The organism is Pseudomonas putida (genome assembly GCF_026625125.1).
GTDB classification, from domain to species: Bacteria; Pseudomonadota; Gammaproteobacteria; order Pseudomonadales; family Pseudomonadaceae; genus Aquipseudomonas; species Aquipseudomonas putida_X.
This window is the reverse complement of sequence record NZ_CP113097.1, coordinates 5147119-5169448: the sequence shown is the minus strand read 5'-3', so window position 1 is coordinate 5169448 and position 22330 is coordinate 5147119. Positions and strand designations below refer to the sequence as shown.

The window sequence follows — 22330 nt, the reverse complement described above, 5'->3', positions numbered from 1 at the left end:
TGTTGGCGCGGGTCGGCCGCTCAGGGCTCGACCCGGACTACACAGTTGCGCCCGGCATGCTTGGCCCGATACAGCGCCTCATCTGCGGTGCTGGCCATGCTCAATGCATCGAGCTCATCGTCCAGTTGCACGATCCCGGCACTGAAGGTGCACTGCAGGTCGCAGGGCTGCGCGGGGTAGAGAATTTCGGCGAAGCGTCGGCGAATCTCATCCAGCACCTTGTGGGCGGCATCCAATGCGGTGTTGGGCATGACGATGGCGAATTCTTCGCCGCCATAGCGGCCGATGAAGTCGGTCTTGCGCAGCCGTTGCTTGAGAAAAAGCGCCAGGCTCTTGATCACCCGGTCGCCCATGGGGTGGCCATGGCGGTCGTTGATCTTCTTGAAGTGGTCGATGTCGAGCATGGCAAAGCTCAGCGGCTGGCCCTCGCGACGGGCGCGAAAGCTACAGTCCTCCAGCAGTTGCAGGATGTGCGTGTGGTTGTACAGGCCGGTAAGGCTGTCGCGGACCATGCGCGACTTGAGGTGGCGCGCACGCGCAGCGCGGTTGCGCACGGTGGTGATCAGGTGGCGTGAGCGGATCGGCTTGGTCAAAAAGTCGTCGCCGCCCTCGCTCATGGCATCGAGCTGTTTGTCCAGGTCGTCCTCGGCGGACAGGTAGATGATCGGTACGCTGACGTAGCGGTCGTTGTGGCGGATCACCTTGGCCAGTTCCGGGCCGGAGCAGGCGGGCATGTAGAGGTCGAGAATGATCAGGTCGGGCTGAAAATCAGCCAGCTCGGCCATGGCGCGGATCGGGTCGGTCAGGCTGCGGGTGATCATGCCGGCGCTGCCCAGCACGCGTTCGGTGTGCAGCGCCTGGGTGCGTGAGTCGTCGATGATCAGCACGCGCAGTGGTTCAAGCGGCGCGGTGCTGGTCATGATCTCAAGCTTCTCAAGCAGGCTGGAGGCCTCCAGTGTGCCGGTGAGAAACGCTTGGCCACCTGCGCGCACGGCGGCCAGGCGCGTTGGCGTGTCCGCTTCGTTCAGGCTGAAGAACAACAGCGGGATCGGCTGCTCCAGCCCCGACTGCACCTGCGCCGCCAGTTGCATGCCGCAACCCGGCCCGCTGAAGTCGACATCCATCACGATGGCAGATGGCCCCAGCTCTGCCACAGAGGCCAGCAACGCGTCGACGCTGAACAGCGGTTGCACGCTCAGGCCGAAGAACTCCAGCTGCTGGGCCAGACGCTCGGCACGTTCGTGGTCGCGCAGCAGCAGATACACCGGCCTGCGGGCAGGTGGCAGGGTCAACTGGTCAAGTTGGTCGCCCTTGCGCAAACCTGTGCGCGACAGGCGTTGCAGCAGTTGATCGAGCTCCTGCTTGAGGCGCTCTTGGCTCGGCTCCGCGGCTTGGGTCATGTCCTGACTACTTATTAGTGGATGTGCAGGTGCGATGATGGCTCTATGCTAGCAGTTCTTTTCACCCATGCGAGTGCGGCGGATCAACAAAGCGTTGATGAGGAATATTCAGTTACTGACTGATTGGTCGCTTATGCGTACGGTGGTGTCTGCTTTATAGTGCAGCAACATGGGCTTGCCGTGGCACCCTGGCACTGGCCTGTGGTCAAAAGCCCTGAACCGTCGTGACTGATAAGGACAAAGCCATGCTGGACTGGAAAAACCGCGAGGCCAAGGCCGAGCCCCGTGAGCGTGTCGATGGCCGCGGTGCTGCCGCCCGTGGCTATTTGGGTGGCCTCTGGAGCCGAGCCCTGGTAACCCTGATCGGGTTGTACCTGCTGGTCTGCATCGGCTTGGGCTGGTACTGGAGCCAGGAACCGGAGCTGTTCCCGGTGCAGCAGACCGCTCAGGCAGCAGCTGAGCGCAATGGCCAGCAGATGGTGATTGGTTACACCACCATCGAAACGCTCAAGACTGTGGCCGAAACCCTGCTGAACAAGCCGGGCGGCTACATTTCCAACGATCGCTTCCCGCCGGGGTTGTGGATGGACAACATGCCGAGCTGGGAATACGGCGTGCTGGTCCAGGTGCGTGACCTGTCCCGCGCTTTGCGCAAAGACTTCGCCCGCTCGCAGTCGCAATCTACCGAGGATGCGGACCTGGCCAAGGCCGAGCCGCGTTTCAACTTCGATAACAAGAGCTGGATCCTGCCGTCCAGCGAGTCGGAGTTCGAAGAGGGCATCAAATCGCTTGCCCGCTATCAGGCTCGCCTGGCTGCAGGCGACAAGGGCGCGATCTTCTACACCCGTGCCGACAACCTGAACAACTGGCTGGGCGATGTCGCTACGCGCCTGGGCTCGCTGTCGCAGCGCCTGTCGGCCAGCGTTGGCCGGGTCAAGCTCAACACCACGCTGAAGACCGAGTCGGTGGTTGCCGGCCAGGCGCCGCAGGTGGACGAGGAGGTGGTGGAGACCCCATGGCTGCAGATCGACAACGTGTTCTACGAGGCCCGTGGCCAAGCCTGGGCGCTGTCGCACCTGCTGCGGGCCATCGAGGTGGACTTCGCCGACGTATTGGCGAAGAAGAATGCCACCGTCAGCGTGCGCCAGATCATCCGTGAACTGGAGGCCTCGCAAGAGGCGCTGTGGAGTCCGATGGTGCTCAATGGCAGTGGTTTCGGCATGTGGGCCAACCACTCGCTGGTCATGGCCAACTACATTTCGCGGGCCAACGCTGCGGTCATCGATCTGCGCCAGCTGCTGTCGCAGGGTTGAATATGGCCATCAGCCCCAAAGAGGCCGCCCACCGGGCGGCCTCCGACCGAGAGCTGGTTGCCTGGGTGGACGAAGCCGACCAGGTGCTTGGGGCGCTGCCAAGGGCCGACCTGCGTGAACGGGGCCTGATCGGCCGGTGTACCTTCATTCTGCTGTTCAACGGCGCAGGGCAACTCTGCGTACACCGGCGTACCTTGAGCAAGGCGCTGTACCCAGGTTACTGGGATGTGGCAGCAGGCGGCATGGTGGCCGCAGGCGAGTCGTATGCCGTCTCGGCAGCCCGCGAGCTGGCCGAGGAACTGGGTATCGAAGGCGTGGCGCTGCAATTTCACGAGCGGTTCTATTTCGACCAGCCGGATAACCGCCTGTGGTGCGCGGTGTATTCGGCGGTGTCCGATGCGCCTTTGCGGCTGCAGCCGGAGGAGGTGAGCGAAGCGCGTTTCGTCAGCCTCGCACAGGTCGAAGAAGATCAGCATATCTACCCTTACTGCCCTGACTCCTTGGCAGCGCTGGCGCGCTACAAGGCTGCTCAGTCGTAGGCGAACTGGTCGATCAGCCCCAGGCGCGGCACGCGGGTACCGGGCTCGAGCACTGCGCCAGGGGCGATGACCGCGTTCGCACCTATCCTGCAACCATCGCCTAGCAAGGCGCCAAACTTGCGCACCCCGGTGTCGAGGGTCGCCTGTGCGTGGCGAATCCTGATGACGGCCCCCTCCAGTTCATTGCGGTAGTTGGCGATGATCGCCCCGGCTTCGATATTGACGTTGGCCCCGATCAGCGAGTCGCCGACGAAGTTGAAATGGGCCAACTTGCTCGAATCGAGCATGAAGCTGCTTTTCACCTCGCAGCTTGGCCCTACGATGCAGTTGCTGGCGATGTAGACGCCACCTCGCAGGTAGGCACCCGCAGCCACGAAGGCCCCGGGGCCAATGATGATTGCCCCCTTCAGCACCGCCCCGGGCTCGACGACGGCGGTGTGATGAATGGCATGATCACCCTGGCGCCGATACCCTGCGTCGAGGCGCGTCATCAGGGAAAGGACCTGGCTTTCACATGCCTGGGTCACGCCCCATGGGGTGGGCACGGCTACGCCTAACTCGTGCCAGCTGGCGATGAACGTACCGATTTGAGGTGTCGTCATGGGCCTGTCTCCTGGGTAAGACGCGCCAGTTTGCATCAACCCAGGCGCCGACAGGCGGCGAAGTCGCAAAACATTCGCATAATGGCGCATTCCAGTACTTAGCAATTGCCTGTTTTATCGTTACACTGCGCGCCCTTTTCGGGCTGCCGCAGGTCTTGCAGCAGTAGCGCCGCCCCTGCCAGAGTGGGGCTTCGCGGTCGGCACCTGCCGACCAGTTTTTGTCCTCAGCACAGAGGAACAAAAGTGGCCAAGAAAGCTTCTTCCTTTTCCGCCCTTGGCGGTCTCGTGTTCTCCACCGACGCCGGTCGGCACTGCCCCGACTGCAGCCAGCCGGTGGATGCCTGCATCTGCAAGCAGCAAACCCTCCCCGAAGGCGACGGCATCGCCCGTGTTCGCCGTGAGAGCAAAGGTCGTGGCGGCAAGACCGTGACCACCGTCACCGGTGTACCGCTGCCGCCAGACCAGCTCAAAGCGCTGGCCACCACGCTCAAGCGCCGCTGCGGTACCGGCGGCGCCCTGAAAGACGGGGTTATCGAGATCCAGGGCGACCATGTCGAGCTGTTGATCGGCGAGCTGACCAAACAGGGTTTCAAGGCGAAAAAGTCCGGGGGCTGAGGCCATCCCGCGACTTTTTGCCCAGCGCTTTCTAAACTCGTTCCCGCGACCAGGGTCTATTCCTGGGCACGGATGAATCGTCATTTCCAGCTTTTACACTGCGCCCGCCACCATGTGGGGCAGTGTCTTCGACTTTATAGGGGACTTGAATGTCCGTACGACGCACACGCAAAGACGATGGTAGCCAATGGACCGTGGCCGACAGCCGCAGTGTTTATGGCATCCGCCATTGGGGCGCTGGTTATTTCGCCATCAATGAAGCCGGGCGCGTCGAAGTGCGCCCCAACGGCCCTCAAAGCGCGCCGATCGACCTGTTCGAGCAGGTCGATGAGCTGCGCCAGAGCGGGTTGTCGCTGCCGCTGTTGGTGCGCTTCCCCGATATTCTGCAGGACCGCGTGCGCCAGCTGACCGGTGCCTTCGACGCCAACATCGCGCGCCTCGAATACCAGAGCCAGTACACCGCGCTGTATCCGATCAAGGTCAACCAGCAGGAAGCGGTGGTAGAGAACATCATCGCCACGCAGAACGTTTCCATCGGCCTGGAAGCGGGCTCCAAGCCTGAGCTGCTGGCGGTGCTTGCGCTGGCACCGAAGGGCGGCACCATCGTCTGCAACGGCTACAAGGACCGTGAGTTCATCCGCCTGGCGCTGATGGGGCAAAAGCTCGGCCACAACGTGTTCATCGTCATCGAGAAAGAGTCCGAGGTGGCGCTGGTGATCGAAGAGGCCGCCGAGCTCAAGGTCAAGCCGCAGGTTGGGCTGCGCGTTCGCTTGTCCTCGCTGGCTTCGAGCAAGTGGGCAGACACCGGTGGCGAGAAGTCCAAGTTCGGCCTTTCTGCTGCCCAGTTGATTTCGGTCGTGCAGCGCTTCCGCGATGCCGGGCTGGACCAGGGCATCCGTCTGCTGCACTTCCACATGGGCTCGCAAATCGCCAACCTGGCCGACTACCAGCACGGCTTCAAGGAGGCCATCCGCTACTACGGCGAGCTCCGTGCCCTGGGGCTGCCGGTCGACCATATCGACGTAGGTGGTGGCCTGGGTGTGGACTACGACGGTACCCACTCGCGCAACGCCAGCTCGATCAACTACGACATGGACGACTATGCCGGCGTGGTGGTGGGCATGCTCAAGGAGTTCTGTGACGCGCAAGGCCTGCCGCATCCGCACATCTTCTCCGAGAGTGGTCGCTCGCTGACTGCGCACCACGCCATGCTGGTGATCCAGGTAACCGACGTCGAGAAACACAACGACGACGTGCCGACCATCGAAAACAAGGAAAGCCTGCCCGAGACCGTTCAGTGGCTGGCCGACCTGCTCGGCCCGACCGACATCGAGATGGTCACCGAGACCTACTGGCGCGCTACGCACTACATGGGTGACGTGGCGGCGCAGTACGCCGATGGCAAGATCAGCCTGAGCGAAAAAGCCTTGGCCGAGCAGTGCTACTTTGCTGTGTGCCGCCGCCTGCACAACTCGCTGAAGGCCCGCCAGCGCTCGCACCGCCAGGTGCTGGATGAACTGAACGACAAGCTGGCCGACAAGTACATCTGCAACTTCTCGGTATTCCAGAGCCTGCCGGACACCTGGGCCATTGGCCAGGTACTGCCGATCATCCCGCTGCACCGCCTGGACGAAGAGCCGCTGCGCCGCGCCGTGCTGCAGGACCTGACCTGCGACTCCGACGGCAAGATCAACCAGTACGTCGACGAGCAGAGCATCGAGACCAGCATGCCAGTGCACTCGCTCAAGGACGGTGAGGACTACCTGCTGGGCGTATTCCTGGTCGGTGCCTACCAGGAAATCCTGGGTGATATGCACAACCTGTTCGGTGACACCGACTCGGTGAACATCTACCAGAACGCCGACGGCAGCGTGTACCACGCCGGTATCGAGACCCACGACACCATCGAAGACATGTTGCGCTACGTGCACCTGTCGCCGGAGGAGTTGATGACCCACTACCGCGACAAGGTGGCCAGCGCCAAGATCACTGCGCGCGAGCGGACCCAGTTCCTCGATGCACTGCGCCTGGGGCTGACCCGGTCTTCGTACTTGTCGTCGTGATTGGCAAGGCTGCTCCTGCTAACGCAGCAGGAGCAGCCTGGCATCAGTGAATCCACAGCCCTTTTCGTTGCAGGCGCCAGCCCGTCCAACCCAGCGTAACCGCTCGTAACGCCATGAACCCGAGAAACGCCCACCACAACCCGTGGTTGCCAAACCCACTCATGGCCCACGCCAGCGGCAATGCCATCAGCACCGAAACCAGCATCGCATTGCGCATCTCCCGCGCCCGCGTCGCACCGATGAACAGCCCGTCCAGCACGTAACTCCACACCGCAACCAATGGCAGTACCGCCAGGTACGGCAGGTACGGGTATGCCGCCGCGCGCACGCTGTCGATGTCGGTCTGCAGGTCGATGAACACATGCCCGGCCAGCAGGAACAGCCCGGCAAACCCCAGGCTGGTGATCAATGACCATCCACAGGCCACGACCAGTGAGCGGCGCAGGGTGTCCCGATCGCGGGCACCGATGGCATGGCCGCACAGGGCCTCCACGGCATGCGCCAGCCCGTCCAGGGCGTAGGCGGTGAGCAGCAGGCCGTTGAGCAGCAGTGCGTTTGCCGCCACCGTCGCTTCGCCCAAGCGGGCGCCTTGCACAGTGATCAGCAGGAACACCAGCTGCAGGGCCAGGCTGCGTAGGAAGATATCGCGGTTGACGGAAAGCAGCGGCCGCCAGGCTTGCCAGCGCTTGAGTGCCGCCCAGGCGATATGCCCGGGGTAGGCGCGCAGGGCAGGGCGGGTCAAGGCCAGGCCCAGCAGTGCGGCCGCCCACTCGGCGATCACCGACGCCCGCGCCGACCCCAGCACACCCCACTCCAGGCCAAGCACGAACCATAGGTTGAGAACGATGTTCAGCAGGTTGGTGGTCAGCAGGATGGCCAGCGGCGCGCGGGCATTCTGTGTGCCGAGGAACCAGCCGACCAGCGCGTAGCTGGCCAGCGCCGCCGGCAGGCCGAGCAGGCGGGTATGGAAGAAGGCCTCGGTCGATTGCTGCAAGGCTTGGCTCGGTTGCATCGCGTGCAGCGCCAGTTGGCTGAAGGGCAGGGCGAGCAGGCCGATGAGCACGGCAAAGCCCACCGCTAGCAGCAGGCCTTGCACCAGTACCTGGCGCAACGCAGCACCATCGGCACGCCCTGCGGCCTGGGCAGCGAAGCCGGTGGAGCCCATGCGCAGGAAGCCCATCAGGCCGACCATGAAGGTGAACAGCGTGGCGCCTACGGCCACTGCGCCAAGCTGATGGGCGTGGGGCAGGTGACCGATAACCGTGCTGTCTACCAAGGCTACCAATGGCACCGAGATGTTGGACAGGATCATCGGCGCGGCCAGGGCCCAGACGTTGCGGTGGGTGAGGCGGTGGCGCCAGTCGGTGGCAATTTGCGACATTTGTGTTCCTGAGAAAGCAGGCCGCTATGTGCCCTTCTGGATCGAGAGGCCGCATTGTACCGGCCAGCCACCTGCCGTTGCGCTATAGTTGCTGCCTTCACGCCTACGCTGCCTATTTAGAGTCCCCACTCCATGTTCAACAAAGGATTGTTGCTGGCCTGCGCGCTGGCCCTGCTCAGTGCCTGTGATTCCTCCACGCCAGACGAACCTGCCGCTACCGAAAAACCGGCGGCAAGCACCCTGGCCGAATCTGCGGCGCCCAAGCCTGAGGACACTGCCGAACTGGCCAAACGCTACGAGGGCCGTGAGCTCAGCGTGCTGGATGTCTCGGAAGTGCAGCTCGACGGCGCCAGTGCCCTCTCGGTCAGTTTTTCCGCGCCGCTGGACGCCAAGCAGGACTTCGCTGCCAAGCTGCATCTGGTCGATACCGTCAAAGGCAAGGTCGACGGTGCCTGGGAGCTTGCCGACAACCACATGGAGCTGCGCCTGCGGCACCTCGAGCCGCAGCGCAAACTGGTGCTGACCGTCGACAAGGGCCTGCTGGCCGTCAACGGCAAGCAGCTTGAAGGCGAATCGGTGACCCATCTGGAAACCCGCGACATGCAGCCGACCATCGGCTTCGCCAGCCGTGGTTCGCTGCTGCCGGCGCGGCTGGCCGAGGGCCTGCCGGTGATTGCCCTGAACGTCGACAAGGTCGATGTCGAGTTTTTCCGGGTCAAGCCGGACATGCTCTCGACCTTCCTGGTCAACTGGGGCCGCAACAGCAGCCTCTACTACTACCAGTCCAAGGAAACCCTGGCCCTGGCCGACCTGGTCTACAGCGGCCGGTTCGACCTCAACCCGGCGCGCAATACCCGCGAGACCGTGTTGCTGCCGATCGCCGGGATCAAGCCGCTGCAGGAGCCGGGCGTGTACCTGGCAGTGATGCGCGCGTCAGGGACCTACGATTATTCGCAGCCGGCGACGTTGTTCACCCTCAGCGACATCGGCGTGTCGGCCCACCGCTATCGCGACCGCCTTGACGTGTTTGCCCAAGCCCTGGAGGGTGGCAAGGCGCTCAAGGAGGTAAACCTCGAGCTGCGTGACGACAAGGGCAAGCTGCTGGCCCAGGCCAAGACCGATGGCCAAGGCCATGCCCAACTGCCGCTCACGGCCAAGGCCGATACCCTGATCGCGACCCAGGGTGTGCATACCACACTGCTACGCCTGAACACTGCAGCGCTGGACCTGGCTGAATTCGACATCACCGGCCCGCAGGCAAACCCTCTGCAGTTCTTCATCTTTGGCCCGCGCGACCTGTATCGCCCGGGTGAGACGGTGCTGCTCAACGGCCTCTTGCGCGACCAGGATGGCAAGCCGGTGAAGGCCCAGCCGGTCAGCGTCGAGGTGCGCCGCCCGGATGAGCAGGTCAGCCGCAAGTTTGTCTGGGAGGCCGATGCCAGTGGCCTCTATCAATACCCGTTGCAACTGGCCACAGAAGCGCCGACCGGTCGTTGGCAACTGTTGCTCGACTTGGGAGGGGGGCGCAAGCAGGTCTATGAATTCCTCGTCGAAGACTTCCTTCCTGAACGCCTGGCGCTTGAACTGAAGGGCAGCGGCACACCGCTCTCGCCCGAGCAAACGGCGCAGGTCCAGGTCAATGGCCGTTACCTCTACGGTGCGCCGGCGGCGGGCAATCGGCTGAGCGGGCAGGCGTACGTGCGCCCCCTGCGCGAAGCGGTGCCTGCTTTGCCGGGGTACCAGTTCGGTTCGGTTACCGAAACCGAGCTGAACCAGGATCTGGAGCTGGATGAAGTGACCCTCGATCAGGCCGGCAAGGCCGTGATCGCTATCGAAAGCCGCTGGGCCGAAGCGCGCTCGCCGTTGCAGTTGACCGTCCAGGCCAGCTTGCAGGAGTCTGGTGGCCGCCCGATCACCCGTCGTCTCGAACAACCGATCTGGCCCGCCGACCGCCTGCCTGGCCTGCGTGGCGTGTTCGAGGGTGAAGAAACCGACAGCGACGGCCCGGTGGAATTCGAGTTCCTGGTGGCCGACCGTGACGGCAACAAGCTCGCTGCCAGCGGCCTCAAGGTACGGCTGATTCGAGAGCGCCGCGACTACTACTGGAACTACTCGCAAAGCGACGGCTGGAGCTACAACTACAACGAAAAATTCCTCACTCAGAGCGAGGAGCAGGTGAACGTGCAAGCCGGCTCTACCGCCAAGCTGACCTTTCAGGTCGAGTGGGGCCCCTACCGCGTGGAGGTGGAAGACCCGGAGACGGGCCTGGTGTCCAGCCAACGCTTCTGGGCGGGATATCGCGCCCAGGACAATGCCGAAGGCGGCGCAGTGCGCCCCGACCAGGTCAAGCTGGCGCTGGACCAGCCGGCTTACGCTGACGGCGCGACAGCGAAGGTCACGGTAACCCCGCCAGCTGCCGGCAATGGCTACCTGATGATCGAGTCCAGTGATGGCCCGCTGTGGTGGCAGGAGATCGATGTGCCCGCCGAAGGCAAGACCTTCGATGTGCAACTGGACAAACAGTGGGCTCGTCACGACCTGTACATCAGTGCCCTGGTGATCCGCCCCGGCGAGCGCAAGGCCAATGCCACGCCCAAGCGGGCCATCGGTGTGTTGCACCTGCCGCTGGGCCGCGCCGAGCGGAAACTGGCGGTCAGCCTGCAGGCAGCGGAAAAAATGCGCCCCAAGCAACCCCTGAAGGTCAGGATCAAGGCCACCAATGCCGATGGCAGTATTCCCAAACAGGCGCATGTGCTGCTGTCCGCGGTGGATGTCGGCATCCTCAACATCACCGACTTCAAAACCCCTGACCCCTACGCCAGCCTGTTCGGCCGCAAGGCCTACGGCGCCGACCAGCTGGACATCTATGGTCAACTGATCGAAGCCGGTCAGGGGCGCCTGGCCAGCCTGGCCTTCGGCGGTGACGCCGCCATGGCCAAGGGTGGCAAGCGCCCCAACACGACGGTCACCATCGTTGCCCGGCAGAGCGTACCGGTGGCCCTGAACGAGCAGGGCGAGGGCGAGGCGAGCGTCGATATCCCCGACTTCAATGGCGAACTGCGCCTGATGGCCCAGGCTTGGACCGAGGACCACTTCGGCATGGCCGAGGGCAAGACCGTGGTGGCGGCCCCGCTGATTGCCGAACTCTCGGCGCCGCGCTTCCTCGCCGGCGGCGACCGCACCAGCCTGGCGCTGGACCTGGCCAACCTTTCCGGCCTGGCCCAGCAGCTGACTGTCGATATCAGCAGCGAAGGGCAGGTGAGCCTAACAGGGGACGCCCAGCAGCGTGTTGCCCTGGCCGAGGGCCAGCGCACCACTCTGATGATCCCGGTGCAGGCGCAGGGTGGCTTGGGCCAGGGCAAGGTGCATGTGCGGGTCAATGGCCTGCAGTTGCCGGGCGAGCCGCAAAACACCTTCGAACGTGAATGGACGCTGGGCGTACGCCCGGCGTATCCGGCCATGCTCAAGCATTACCGTGTGGCCCTCAAGGACCAGCCCTGGACGCTGCCTGAAGCCGACCTGGCAGCATTCGAGCCTGCCGGGCTGGAAGCCAGCCTGGCGCTGTCGAGCCGCCCGCCACTGAACCTGGCCGAGCAGATCCGTGCCCTTGAAGCCTACCCCTACGGTTGCCTGGAGCAGACCACCAGCGGCCTGTACCCTTCGCTGTACGCCGATGCGCAGAGCCTCAAGCGCCTGGGGATCAAGGGCGAGCCGGCCGAGGTGCGCAAGCGCAAGATCGAAATGGGCATCGAACACCTGCTAGGGATGCAGCGTTACAACGGCAGCTTCGGCCTGTGGAGTTCGGACGGCGAGGAGGAGTACTGGTTGAGCGCCTATGTCACCGACTTCCTGCTCAGGGCGCGTGACCAAGGCTACGGGGTGCCGGCCGAGGCGCTGAAGAAAGCCAATGAACGCCTGTTGCGCTACCTGCAGGAGCGTAACCTGATCGAGGTCGACTACAGCGAGAACGCCGAACACACCCGGTTTGCCGTGCAGGCCTACGCTGCGCTGGTACTTTCGCGCAGCCAGCAGGCGCCGCTGGGTGCCTTGCGCAGCCTGTATGAACGGCGCGCCGATGCGCGCTCTGGCCTGCCGCTGGTGCAACTGGCGGTAGCGCTGGACAAGATGGGCGACAAGCCGCGTTCGCAGCAAGCACTGCAAGCGGGCCTGGGTATCAGCCGTAGCAACGGCTGGATGGCCGATTACGGCAGCAGCCTGCGTGACCAGGCACTGATCCTGGCGTTGCTGCAGGAGAGTGGTCTGGGCAGCAACCAGGTCGATCAGCGGTTGTTCGCGCTGTCTGATGAGCTGGCAGCCAACCGTTGGTTATCGACGCAGGAGCGCAATGCGCTGTACCTGGCCGGCCGTAGTTTGCTCGATAAGCCCGAGACCCCGTGGAAGGCGCGCCTGGACAGTGCCGGCGAGGTGCGGGAATTCAGCAATGCTGACGCTGGCATGAAGCTCGAAGGCCCGCTGTTGGCCTCGCCGCTGAGTGTGCAGAACGAGGGTAGCGAAACGGTCTACCAGCAACTGACCCTCTCGGGCTATCCACGCCAGGCACCTGCCGCGGGCGGCAACGGCATGCAGATCCGCCGTGAATACCTGGGGATGAACGGCCAGCCGCTGGACCTGCACAATTTGCGCAGTGGCGACCTGGTACTGGTGCATCTGGCGGTCAAGGCCACGGAGCGGGTTCCAGATGCACTGGTGGTCGACCTGTTGCCGGCGGGCCTTGAGCTGGAGAATCAGAACCTGGCGCAGAGCGCTGCCAGCCTGAACAATGCCAGCAGCGCAGTGAAGCAGTGGCGCGAGTCGATGCTCAATGCCGGCGTGGTGCACCAGGAGTACCGTGATGACCGGTACGTGGCAGCGCTCAAGCTTGACGGCTATGGCACCACTCACTTGCTGTACCTGGCACGAGCGGTGACCCCAGGCACCTACCGCATACCGCCGCCGCAAGTGGAGTCCATGTACCGCCCGAACCTCCAGGCGGTTGGCGACGGCCAAGGCGACCTGACGGTTGGGGGGCGCTGACGCGCAGCTACAAGCTGCAAGCTACAAGCTACAAGCTACAAGCTACAAGCTACAAGCTACAAGCTACAAGCTACAAGCTACAAGCAAAGCGGATCGGCGTCGTGCCGGCTTTTTCTTGCAGCTTGAAGCTTACAGCTTGCAGCTTCCAGCTCAGCGAATGACCCAGCTCATCACCCACAACCCGAGCACCAGCCAGATGATCCCGAGGATGATCGAGGCGCGCATGAAGGCACGGATTGCCGAGTACAGCAGCAGCAGGCCGACGATCAGGGCAAGAATGCTGATCAGTGAGGTGTCCATGCCCAGAGTGCGCGCAAGACCATCGATGAAGTTGCCCCCGGCATTGGCCAGCAGGTTGAACAAGCCGCTCAACGCATCGACGATGAAGCGGATCAACGAACCCAGTGCCTGGCCAAGCCACTCGAAAAAACCTTCTACATGCATAGTTGCTTCCTGATGTACGAATCGGCGAGTTTGCCGTCCCCAAGCCTTTGGCCATCACCTGGCCCGGTCGGTTCCCGATGCCTAGCTTAGCGCGGCCGCGCCACCGCGCGGCAAGGATCCTGCGCGCCAGCGTGGTGGCGTTGGTGGGGCTGGTCGGCCTGTTGTGGTTGGCTGACCGCATCTGGCCATTGCCCATGCCGGCAGATGACCTGGCGCGGGTGGTGCTGGCCGAAGACGGCACGCCCTTGTGGCGCTTCGCCGATGCCGAGGGCGTGTGGCGCTACCCGGTCAGCCCGCAAGAGGTTTCGCCTTTGTACCTGCAGGCCCTGCTGACCTACGAGGACCGTTGGTTCTTCCACCACCCAGGGGTCAACCCCCTGGCGCTGGTGCGCGCGGCATGGCTGAACGTGCGCGGTGGGCGTGTTGTTTCAGGTGGCAGCACGCTGTCGATGCAGGTGGCGCGCCTACTCGATCCTCACGACCGCACGCTGGCTGGCAAGCTGCGGCAACTGTGGCGTACGGCGCAGCTGGAATGGCACCTGTCCAAGCAAGACATTCTGCAGATCTACCTCAACCGGGCGCCCTTCGGCGGCACATTGCAGGGCGTGGCGGCGGCCAGTTGGGCGTACCTCGGCAAGTCGCCGATGCACCTCACACCTGCCGAAGCGGCGCTGCTGGCGGTATTGCCCCAGGCACCCAGCCGGTTGCGCCCGGACCGTCACCCCGCACGCGCCCAGCGTGCCCGGGACAAGGTGCTGCAGCGCCTGGGCGAGTATCAGGTATGGCCCGCCTGGCAGATCAAGGAAGCGGCCGAAGAAGCGTTGTTGTTGGCCCCGCGTCAGGAGCCAGCCCTGGCACCACTACTGGCGCGCCGGCTGAACACTCCCGGTAGCCCGCCGTTGATCCGCACCACGCTCGATGCCTCGTTGCAACGGCGCCTGGAAGACCTGCTGCTGGGCTGGCGTGCTCGCTTGCCCGAGCGTACTTCTGCAGCCGTGCTGGTGGTGGATGCGCACAGCATGGCCGTGCGCGCCTACCTGGGCTCGATCGACCTTGCCGATGAGCGCCGTTTCGGCCACGTCGACATGGTCCACGCCTTGCGCTCACCAGGCTCGACCCTCAAGCCGTTCCTCTATGGCATGGCCCTGGACGACGGCCTGATCCATTCCGAATCGCTGCTGCAGGATGTGCCGCGCCGCTATGGTGATTACCGGCCTGGCAACTTCTCGATGGGTTTCAGCGGCCCGGTCTCGGCCAGTTCGGCGCTGGCCTTGTCGCTGAACCTGCCGGCGGTGCAGTTGCTCGAAGCGTACGGCCCCAAGCGTTTTGCCGCGCAACTGCGCATGGCCGGGATGCCGCTGGCGCTGCCGCCATTGGCCGAGCCTAACCTGTCGTTGATCCTCGGTGGCGCAGGCAGCCGCCTGGAGGAACTGGTGGGTGGTTATGCGGCATTGGCCCGCGGCGGCAACAGTGCGCGGGTGCGTTTGCAACCGCAGGACCCACTGCTGGAGCGGCGCCTGCTGTCGCCGGGGGCGGCGTGGATCGTCCGGCGGATTCTCAGCGGCCAGGCGCGACCGGACCGTGATCCGCACGCGCAGTGGCTGCAGCGCCCACAGTTGGCCTGGAAAACCGGTACCAGCTATGGCTTTCGCGATGCCTGGTCCATCGGCGTGGGGCCGCGTTACCTGATTGGCGTGTGGATTGGCCGGCCCGACGGCACGCCAGTGCCCGGCCAGTTCGGCCTGGCCTCGGCAGCGCCGCTGATGCTGCAGATTCACGACCTGCTGACCAACCGCGATAGCCAGCGGGGCCTTGGCGTGCCGGTCGAGCACGTGCCTGCCAGCATTGGCGTGGCCGCGATCTGCTGGCCGCTGGGCCAGCCAATGAGCCGGCAAGACCCCAACTGCAGGCGCCAGCGCTTCGCCTGGACCCTGGACGGCACCGTCCCGCCGACCCTGCAGGCAGCCGATCAACCGCTTGGGCTGGGTTTGCATGAGCAGGTCTGGGTCAACGCCCAGGGGCTGCGAGTGGATGGCACTTGCCCGGGTGCCCACGCGCGCGATATAGCCCTTTGGCCAGCCCCGCTCGAGCCTTGGCTGGCGCGGGTCGAGCGGCGTGCGGCGCGGTTGCCGGCCGTGGACCCAAGCTGCCCGCCGCAGGTGCCTGCCACAGCACCGCCCCTATCGATCGTCGGTGTACGCCCAGGCGACAACCTGCGCCGCCCAGCCACCAGTCGCGAGCCATTGCAACTGCAGGTTTCGGCCCTGGGTGGGGGTGGGCGACGCTGGTGGTTCCTCAACGGCCAGCCCCTTGGCCAGACCGAGGGGCAGGGCAGCATGCGGGTACGCTTCGAACAGGCCGGGCAGAATGAGCTCAGCGCACTCGATGAGAGCGGTGAAACTGCGCGGGTGGCATTCCAGGTCAGCGACTAGCCGTTCGACGTTTAGCGGGGCAGCACCTACGCTTGCTGGTGATGGGTGTGGCCGGCCGACGCCCCGGCGCCCAAGGGATTGTGGAGCGTCCTATGCGTCTTACGGTCGTGCCCCCGTTGCTGCTGACCTGGGCCAGCCTGGCCCTCGCCGAGCCGTTGCCGGCGTTTCTCGACACCCAGGAATACGAGCGCCGTCTGCCGACCGCCAACCTGCCGGTGGATACCTATCGCCCCGTGACACCGGCGCTGCAGGTCGTGTTACCCACTGCCCCCGCCCGCGTGCCGTCAGGTGCCCGATTCGTGCTGCACAAGGTGCGTTTTGAAGGCGGTACGGTTTACCCGCTGAGTGAATTGCGTGAGCACTATCAAGCATTGATCGGGCACCAGATATCCGTGGGCGATCTGCAGCAATTCACTGAGCGACTGACCCAGCGTTACCAGCATGATGGCTACCCGCTGTCGTATGCCTACCTGCCACCTCAGGACTTTGCCGAGGGCCGTGTGCAGGTGGTGCTGGTGGAAGGGTACATCAAAGAATATGAGCTGCTGGGTGATATCGGCCCTTCTGCGCTCCACCTCAAGCAGATGACAGCACGCCTGCTGGCCGAGCGGCCACTGACCCAGGAGACGCTCGAGCGCTATGTCGGCGCGGCGCAGCGGATACCGGGTATCAATGTGAAGGCGGAGGTGGTGGTAGGGCGCGCCCCTGAAGAGGCAAACCGTCTGAGGATACGTGCGTGGCACAGACCCGTTGATGCTGGCGTGACCCTGAGTGACGGCAGCCGCGGAGGGCCGCAGGCGCTGTTCAAACTCGCCAGCAATGGCCAGACGCGCTTCGCCGAGCAACTGGCTGCGAGCTTTCTGCTGTCGGCCGGTGGCGACCACGTTGATTACCAGCGCCTGGATTACAGCCAGCCTCTGGACGCTCAGGGCAGCCAATTGCTGTTAGCCGTAGCGCGGTACCGCAGCGAGCCGCGCACACGCGTGCGCCTGGATCACGGTGCCGACATCGATCAGCGGCTCGAGAGTGAGCGTTATTCGGTCGGTCTCGGCCAGCCGCTGATGATTGCGCCGAACGAATGGGTGAACGTGGCCGGGCGTTTCTATTCGGTCGGGGAGCACATCGAGTATCGGTCCGGCGGCTTACCCGGGTACGACTCCTCTGTTCGCGCGCTGTCATTCGAAGGCGATTGGCGCAAGGCTGACCTGCGTCGCCTGCGCATGGTCAGTGCCGGTGTCTACCAGGGGATGGACTATCTGGGGGCGCGCAGCGATGCGGACTACGACATGGACTTTCTGCGCTTTCGAATCGCTGGGCTGCAGAGCGACCAACTGTCTGACAACTGGCAGAGCGTGGTGGCGGCCGCAGTGCACTGGAGTGACGACAGGCTGCCCGAAAGTGAGCGGGCGGCGTTTGGCGGGCAGCGTTTCGGCCGCGGCTACCCAAGCGACCAGGCTGCGGGTGACAAGGGCTGGGGTGTGGCTTACGAGCTCAACTACAGCATCAGGCCTGGCCGTGCCTGGTTGCAACGGGGGCAGCCCTATGCGGTGCTCGATGCAGCGCACGCCTGGTACAACGGCGGGCCTTTCGAGGATGCGCACCTCAGTTCAGTAGCGCTGGGCGTGCGCCTGGCAGGCGGGCGGTATGGCAATGTGGCGCTGGAGGTCGCCAAGCCGCTGGCGGATGTGGCACTGGACAGCCTGAACCGTGGGCCGCGGCTGATGCTGAGTGTCAGCTATCAGTTGGATTGAGCCACCGGCTTTAGGCCCTATCGACGGTTTGCCGGTGATAGGGCCTGTGAAGGCAGCTTCAATCAATGGGTGGTGAACCGCAGGTGCACCGGCGACGAACTGGGTGTCAGCGCCAGTGCCAGTTGCGTGCGGTTGTGCATATGGGTCAGCCGCAACACCTGCGACACATAAAGTTTCACGGTGTTTTCGGTAATCCCGAGTTCACAGGCAATCTGGTAGTTGGTCTTGCCTTTGCTCACCAGCCGCGCCACTTCCAGCTGGCGTGGTGAGAGCTTCTCGAACGCGGCAGGCAGGTCGCTCTCACCCTCTTCGACATCGCTGGCGCGGCGGTGAACGCCCTCGCCCCGAGCCTTTTCCAGGTCCTGGTAAAGTTCGTCGATGCAGCCAGCCAAGTCTTGCAACCGCTTGTTGAGACTGCCCAGGTTCTGGAAGTTGGATTTGCGCTCCAGCAAAACCTGCTCCTGGCGACGCACGCCTTCGAGCAGTTCGTCGAGGTCCACGGGTTTTTGGTAGTAATCCGCGAAGCCTTCGCGCAGCGCACGAATCACGTCCTGCTTGTCGGCGCGGCCGGTGAGCATGATCGCTTCGAACACGCGCTGGCGCCCGGCAATTTCTTTCAGCTCGCGCATCAGTTCAATGCCATCGCGCTCGGGCATGTGCAGGTCGCACAACACCAGGCCAATGGCTTCGTCTGCCACATAGCGCTCAATGGCTTCGTCTGTCGAATGGGCGGCCACGCAATGATGGCCCTGACTTTCAAGATACTCACACAGCTGTTCGACGATCAGCGGCTGATCATCAACCACCAGAACCTTCACCTCACTGAATGACTTGGTCACGATCACCTCCCTGTTCCTAAGCGGCCCTGCTCCCGGGCCAGACGCTCTGGCAGCTTAACCATAGACGCTGCTAGCGAACCTGTACAACGCATGTACAAGTATTCGGACAACGGGATCGATTATTGGATCCATACCGCTGTGAGCAGAAAGCCGGCCAGCACATAAGGTACGAAGGCTTGTTTGTCGCCCATTTGTTCGGTGAGTGCCTGCAACCTCTTCTTCACCTTCGGATTGAACAGGGTCCACAGGCGCCGGCGAGTCAGCAGCCAGAGCAACACGCTGACGCCTGCACCGATGAAGGTCCCGAGCACATATTCATGGCTGGTCGCCAACGCCAGGGCGCCCATGAGCTTGACGTCGTCAGCGCCGAAGCGGCCGAGCATGTAGCCTGGCAAGGTCAATAGCATGACGATGGCCAAGGCCCAGCCGGCATCGCTGGCGTCGGCGCCAATCCAGGTATGGCCAGTGAAGAACAGCCAGACCAAGGCACCCGCTGCTACCCCCAAGGTCAGGACGTCGGCGATCTGGCGTTCGCGAATATCCTGTTCAGTGCACAAGGCAAGCCACATCAGCAGAACAATGCTTTGCATTGGCAGGTCGATCCTTATTCGTTGAACACGTCTACCCGTTCATCAAGGTTTATCAACAGGGTAGACGCGATCTGACGAACGGGCTATGCGATGCTCATTTGGCCCTGCCTGGCGGGTAGTTGCCCAAGACCTGGCTCACCGTCTTCTGGATGGCGCTGTTGCGCTCCTCAGGGCTGGGCGGGTAATTGTTCATGATCTGCTCTGCACTGCCGCGCCAAACCAGCTTGCCGTCACGGCCATCGAACATGTCGACCTGGATGGTCGCCACCTTGTAATCGACGCTACGGGTTTCGTTGTACATCGGCCCGCCCCAGTACCCACCCCAATAGCCGCCCCAGCCACCGCCGTAGTTGGTGGTGATCTGCTGCTGGCGTTGCTCGACGATCAGATAAGCACGGACCTTGACGTCAGGCTGGGCACTGCCTTGGGCCGGGCGCAGGCCGCGCTGGTCGAGCTGGTCGGCGACGGCCTGGCGGATTCGCTGTTCAGTAAGGTCGCTCTTGATCCGCGGGTCATCCGGGCGGTAGTGCAGGGCCGGCTCTTGCCATGCCCAGCTGCGGTACGCGGCAAAGTCTCGGCTGGCGTCGAAATCCTGCTGGACGTTGTTGCTAGAGCAGGCGGCAAGCAACAGTACCAATGACAGTAGAACGAAGCGACGCATCATGATGGTTCTCCGTTAGGCATTAACTGGGAGGATAGCCGCTGAGCGCCTTGTGTACCGATTCGCGCAAGGCGCTTTCGCGGTCACGTGGCGAGCTTTTGTCGCTGCCGCTTTCAGCACTCGCGCTCCACACCGGCTGGCCGTTGCGAGCGTCGAACAGATCGATGCGCACCACCATCACCTCAACTTCGTAGGTGCGTACGATCGGCACGCTGCCATAGGCGCCGTAACCGTTGCGGTAGCCGCCGAAACCGACACCGCCATAGGGGTACGGGCCGTAGTAGGGGTCGTAGTAGTCATAGTCGCGTACCTGGCGCAAACGCCGCTCCAGGCGCATGTCGGCACTGACCAGCAAGTCGCCGGTCGCGCCCCGGGCTGGGCGTAGCCCATGCTGGTCGAGGGCACCACTGACGGCATCGGCCAGTTGCCCCGGGTCGGCGTCGGCAGTGCCGCTTGGCAACTGGCCGTTGCGCCAGCTCCAGCTGCGGTAACGGCCATAGTCACGCGGTGGGGCAGGGTAGGCACTGGCGTCGAAGGTGGTGGCCGCCTGCGCGGGCGCCGGTGGCAAGGGGCGGCTGCTGGCAACGTACGGATTGCTGCCCTGACAGGCGCTCAGGGCAAGCGGCAGCAAGGCCAGGTACAACAGGCGGTACGGCATGAGGTCCTCCCGGCGGGCAGGTCAGCGAGGGCGGCACATCCAGTGCAGGTAGCGACCAAGCCCGGCAAAGCTTGGGTGGCGGCGGTGGGCCAGTTCCATTTCCAGCAGGTCGAGCATCTGCGCCTTGGCCTGGAACTCCCTGGGCATGTAGTCGTGGAACACTCGCACGCCACTCTCGGTTTCGACCTGCCATAGAGGATCAAGTTGCACCTTGAGCTCACGCGGATCAAGCGGTTTCTGCGGGGTGAGGCTCTGTTTTTCACCTTCCAGGCGGTTGCTGCGCAACTTGCGGAAATGGCCCTTGAGCAGGTTGCGATAAACCAGCGCATCCCGGTTGTAGAAGGCCAGGGACAACCAACCGCCGGGCGCGGTCAGCTGGTGCAGCACGGGAAGGATGCTCTCTGGCTCGGCCAGCCATTCGAGCACGGCGTGGCACAGCACCAGATCGTAGGGCTCGGTGAGTTGACCGAGCAGGTCCTGCCATGGCGCCTGGATGAAGGTGGCGGTCTGGCCGGCATCGGCAAAGCGCGTGCGGGCACCTTCGAGCATGGGTGCGGCCGGTTCGGCCAGGGTCACTTGGTGACCGCGCTCGGCCAGCCATAACGCCATGTGGCCGAGCCCTGCGCCGATGTCGAGCACCCGTAGCGGGCGGTCTGGGAGGGTTTCGGCCAGGTCGGCCTGCAGCACGGCCAGGCGGATAGCGCCCTTGGCGCCACCGTAGATTTTCTCGGCGAAGCGGGTGGCCAGTTCATCGAAGTGACGGTCGTTCATCGAGCGAAGCGCCTTTCGGTGTCGGCCAGCTTGGCCCGTACCACCTGCTCCATGTCCAGGCCCAGTTCGCTGCACAGCAGCAGTAGATAGAGGACGACGTCACCTACCTCCTGGCCGGCGTGGGCGAGTTTGTCCGCAGGCAGCTGGCGCGATTCGTCCTCGCTGAGCCATTGGAAGATTTCCACCAGCTCGGCCATTTCCACACTGGCCGCCATGGCCAGGTTCTTCGGGCTGTGGAAGCCGCGCCAGTCGTTGTTGTCACGGATCTGGTGCAGGCGTTGAGTGAGTTCTTGCAGGTTCATCGCGGGTCTCCTAGTGCCGCATAGCTTCCGTGCAGCCCCAACGCAAAGCAAGAGGATTCAGGGGCCACAGTAGCCTGTGGCCTTCACAGCGCCGCCCAGCGCCCGACCATATGCAGCAGCTCGCCATGCCCATCCAGGCGCAGTTCCCCGGCAGGGCCGGCCGCGCTGGCGCTCAATACCACCTCCGAGGGCAGCCGCACGGGTTTGCGGAAATCCACCTCAAAGGCATATCCGCTGTCTGGCAGGTGCCCGCGCAGCGCTGCCAGCGCCATGGCTTTGCTCCACATGCCATGGGCGATCGCCTTGGGGAAGCCGAACAGCCGGGCACTGGTGGCGCTCAGGTGAATCGGGTTGTAGTCGCCACAGACTTTGGCGTAGCGCCGGCCGATATCGCTGTCGGCGTACCAGCGGGTCGCTTCAGGCAATGGCTGGGGTTCGCTTTCCTCTCGCTCTTCGGGCTGCCCTTCAACTTTCAAACCGCGCACCAGCATCCGGCTGGTTTCGCGCCATATCAGGCCTAAGCCATCTTCGGCTTCGGTGATCAGGTCGAATGTGCCGCCCTTGGCATGTGGCTGCAGGTTGTCGGCATAGACCGCAAAGTGCAGCCCGTCGATGCCACCCAGGGGGCGCAGCACCTCGATACGGTTATGCAGGTGTACCAGGCCCAGCAGCGGGAAGGGGAAGTTGTCGGCGGTCAGCAACTGCAACTGCAGGGTGAACGCCATGATGTGGGGGTAGGTGCCCGGCAAGCGGGCGTCATCGGTGAAGTGGCAAAGATGCCGGTACGCTGCGAGATTGCCGTGCTGCACACGCATGAAGCAGCGCAGGCCATCGGCTGGCAGCGCCTGGCCGCTGATCTTGCGTTTGCTGGCAGCGCGCAGATAGAGGCTTGCGCGTGAGTCGGGGCTGTTCAGGTCATGCCAAGGGCGGTTCAT

General features: G+C 63.9%; 19 protein-coding genes. 7 read left to right on the top strand and 12 right to left on the bottom strand.

What is annotated here, in order from left to right; all coding sequences use genetic code 11:
- Positions 1 to 20: 20 nt before the first annotated feature.
- Complete coding sequence (locus OSW16_RS23800; protein WP_267818998.1) at positions 21 to 1400, bottom strand: diguanylate cyclase; 1380 nt, start codon at positions 1398 to 1400, stop codon at positions 21 to 23.
- A gap of 245 nt (positions 1401 to 1645) precedes the next feature.
- Here OSW16_RS23800 and OSW16_RS23795 point away from each other — a divergent pair, with 245 nt between their 5' ends.
- Together OSW16_RS23795 and OSW16_RS23790 are read left to right on the top strand one after the other, a co-directional pair.
- Positions 1646 to 2713, top strand: a complete 1068-nt coding sequence (locus OSW16_RS23795) for a DUF2333 family protein (RefSeq protein WP_267818996.1) — start codon at positions 1646 to 1648, stop codon at positions 2711 to 2713.
- 2 nt (positions 2714 to 2715) lie between these two features.
- Positions 2716 to 3252, top strand: a complete 537-nt coding sequence (locus OSW16_RS23790; RefSeq protein WP_267818994.1) for an NUDIX hydrolase — start codon at positions 2716 to 2718, stop codon at positions 3250 to 3252.
- Here the strand turns inward: OSW16_RS23790 and OSW16_RS23785 are convergent.
- Positions 3243 to 3854 (bottom strand): transferase, encoded by a 612-nt coding sequence (locus OSW16_RS23785; protein WP_241806176.1) that lies wholly within the window; start codon positions 3852 to 3854, stop codon positions 3243 to 3245. The genes OSW16_RS23790 and OSW16_RS23785 overlap by 10 nt on opposite strands.
- Before the next feature lie 243 nt (positions 3855 to 4097).
- On the opposite strand from OSW16_RS23785, the gene OSW16_RS23780 reads away from it, so the two are divergent.
- Complete coding sequence (locus OSW16_RS23780; protein ID WP_241806175.1) at positions 4098 to 4469, top strand: translation initiation factor Sui1; 372 nt, start codon at positions 4098 to 4100, stop codon at positions 4467 to 4469.
- A gap of 149 nt (positions 4470 to 4618) precedes the next feature.
- Positions 4619 to 6532 (top strand): arginine decarboxylase, encoded by a 1914-nt coding sequence (gene speA / locus OSW16_RS23775; RefSeq protein ID WP_267818991.1) that lies wholly within the window; start codon positions 4619 to 4621, stop codon positions 6530 to 6532.
- 43 nt (positions 6533 to 6575) lie between these two features.
- Here the strand turns inward: speA and OSW16_RS23770 are convergent, their stop codons facing one another.
- Positions 6576 to 7913, bottom strand: a complete 1338-nt coding sequence (locus tag OSW16_RS23770; RefSeq protein ID WP_267818989.1) for an MATE family efflux transporter — start codon at positions 7911 to 7913, stop codon at positions 6576 to 6578.
- Positions 7914 to 8045: 132 nt separating this feature from the next.
- Here OSW16_RS23770 and OSW16_RS23765 point away from each other — a divergent pair, with 132 nt between their 5' ends.
- Positions 8046 to 12947 (top strand): alpha-2-macroglobulin family protein, encoded by a 4902-nt coding sequence (locus OSW16_RS23765; protein WP_267818987.1) that lies wholly within the window; start codon positions 8046 to 8048, stop codon positions 12945 to 12947.
- A gap of 150 nt (positions 12948 to 13097) precedes the next feature.
- Here OSW16_RS23765 and OSW16_RS23760 read toward each other — a convergent pair whose 3' ends face one another.
- Complete coding sequence (locus OSW16_RS23760) at positions 13098 to 13391, bottom strand: hypothetical protein (RefSeq protein ID WP_241806171.1); 294 nt, start codon at positions 13389 to 13391, stop codon at positions 13098 to 13100.
- 77 nt (positions 13392 to 13468) lie between these two features.
- Between OSW16_RS23760 and pbpC the strand changes: the two genes are divergently transcribed.
- Together pbpC and OSW16_RS23750 are read left to right on the top strand one after the other, a co-directional pair.
- On the top strand, positions 13469 to 15823 hold the full coding sequence (pbpC, locus tag OSW16_RS23755) for a peptidoglycan glycosyltransferase PbpC (RefSeq protein WP_267818984.1): 2355 nt from the start codon (positions 13469 to 13471) through the stop codon (positions 15821 to 15823).
- 92 nt (positions 15824 to 15915) lie between these two features.
- On the top strand, positions 15916 to 17574 hold the full coding sequence (locus OSW16_RS23750; RefSeq protein ID WP_267818982.1) for a ShlB/FhaC/HecB family hemolysin secretion/activation protein: 1659 nt from the start codon (positions 15916 to 15918) through the stop codon (positions 17572 to 17574).
- Positions 17575 to 17636: 62 nt separating this feature from the next.
- On the opposite strand, the gene OSW16_RS23745 is transcribed toward OSW16_RS23750, so the two are convergent.
- The 8 genes from OSW16_RS23745 to OSW16_RS23715 all read right to left on the bottom strand — a co-directional run bounded on the left by OSW16_RS23745 (position 17637) and on the right by OSW16_RS23715 (position 22330).
- A complete protein-coding gene (locus OSW16_RS23745; protein WP_372490362.1) occupies positions 17637 to 18419 on the bottom strand; it encodes a response regulator transcription factor in 783 nt (260 codons plus the stop codon).
- Positions 18420 to 18532: 113 nt separating this feature from the next.
- Entirely contained in the window at positions 18533 to 19003 is a 471-nt protein-coding gene (locus OSW16_RS23740) for an A24 family peptidase (protein ID WP_267818978.1), read from the bottom strand.
- Positions 19004 to 19097: 94 nt separating this feature from the next.
- Positions 19098 to 19667, bottom strand: coding sequence for a DUF4136 domain-containing protein (locus OSW16_RS23735; RefSeq protein ID WP_241806166.1), 570 nt, complete (start codon positions 19665 to 19667; stop codon positions 19098 to 19100).
- Positions 19668 to 19686: 19 nt separating this feature from the next.
- Positions 19687 to 20322: a DUF4136 domain-containing protein gene (locus tag OSW16_RS23730; RefSeq protein ID WP_267818975.1), complete on the bottom strand. Its 636-nt coding sequence runs from the start codon at positions 20320 to 20322 to the stop codon at positions 19687 to 19689.
- Between the two features lie 21 nt (positions 20323 to 20343).
- Positions 20344 to 20961 (bottom strand): methyltransferase, encoded by a 618-nt coding sequence (locus tag OSW16_RS23725; protein ID WP_418942024.1) that lies wholly within the window; start codon positions 20959 to 20961, stop codon positions 20344 to 20346.
- The gene (locus OSW16_RS27235; protein WP_418942023.1) at positions 20895 to 21074 is read right to left on the bottom strand and encodes a hypothetical protein; all 180 of its coding nucleotides are present in this window, start codon (positions 21072 to 21074) and stop codon (positions 20895 to 20897) included. The genes OSW16_RS23725 and OSW16_RS27235 overlap by 67 nt, the downstream gene beginning before the upstream one ends.
- 15 nt (positions 21075 to 21089) lie before the next feature.
- Positions 21090 to 21395, bottom strand: coding sequence for a MazG-like family protein (locus tag OSW16_RS23720; protein ID WP_241806163.1), 306 nt, complete (start codon positions 21393 to 21395; stop codon positions 21090 to 21092).
- A gap of 83 nt (positions 21396 to 21478) precedes the next feature.
- Positions 21479 to 22330, bottom strand: coding sequence for a MaoC family dehydratase (locus OSW16_RS23715; RefSeq protein ID WP_267818970.1), 852 nt, complete (start codon positions 22328 to 22330; stop codon positions 21479 to 21481).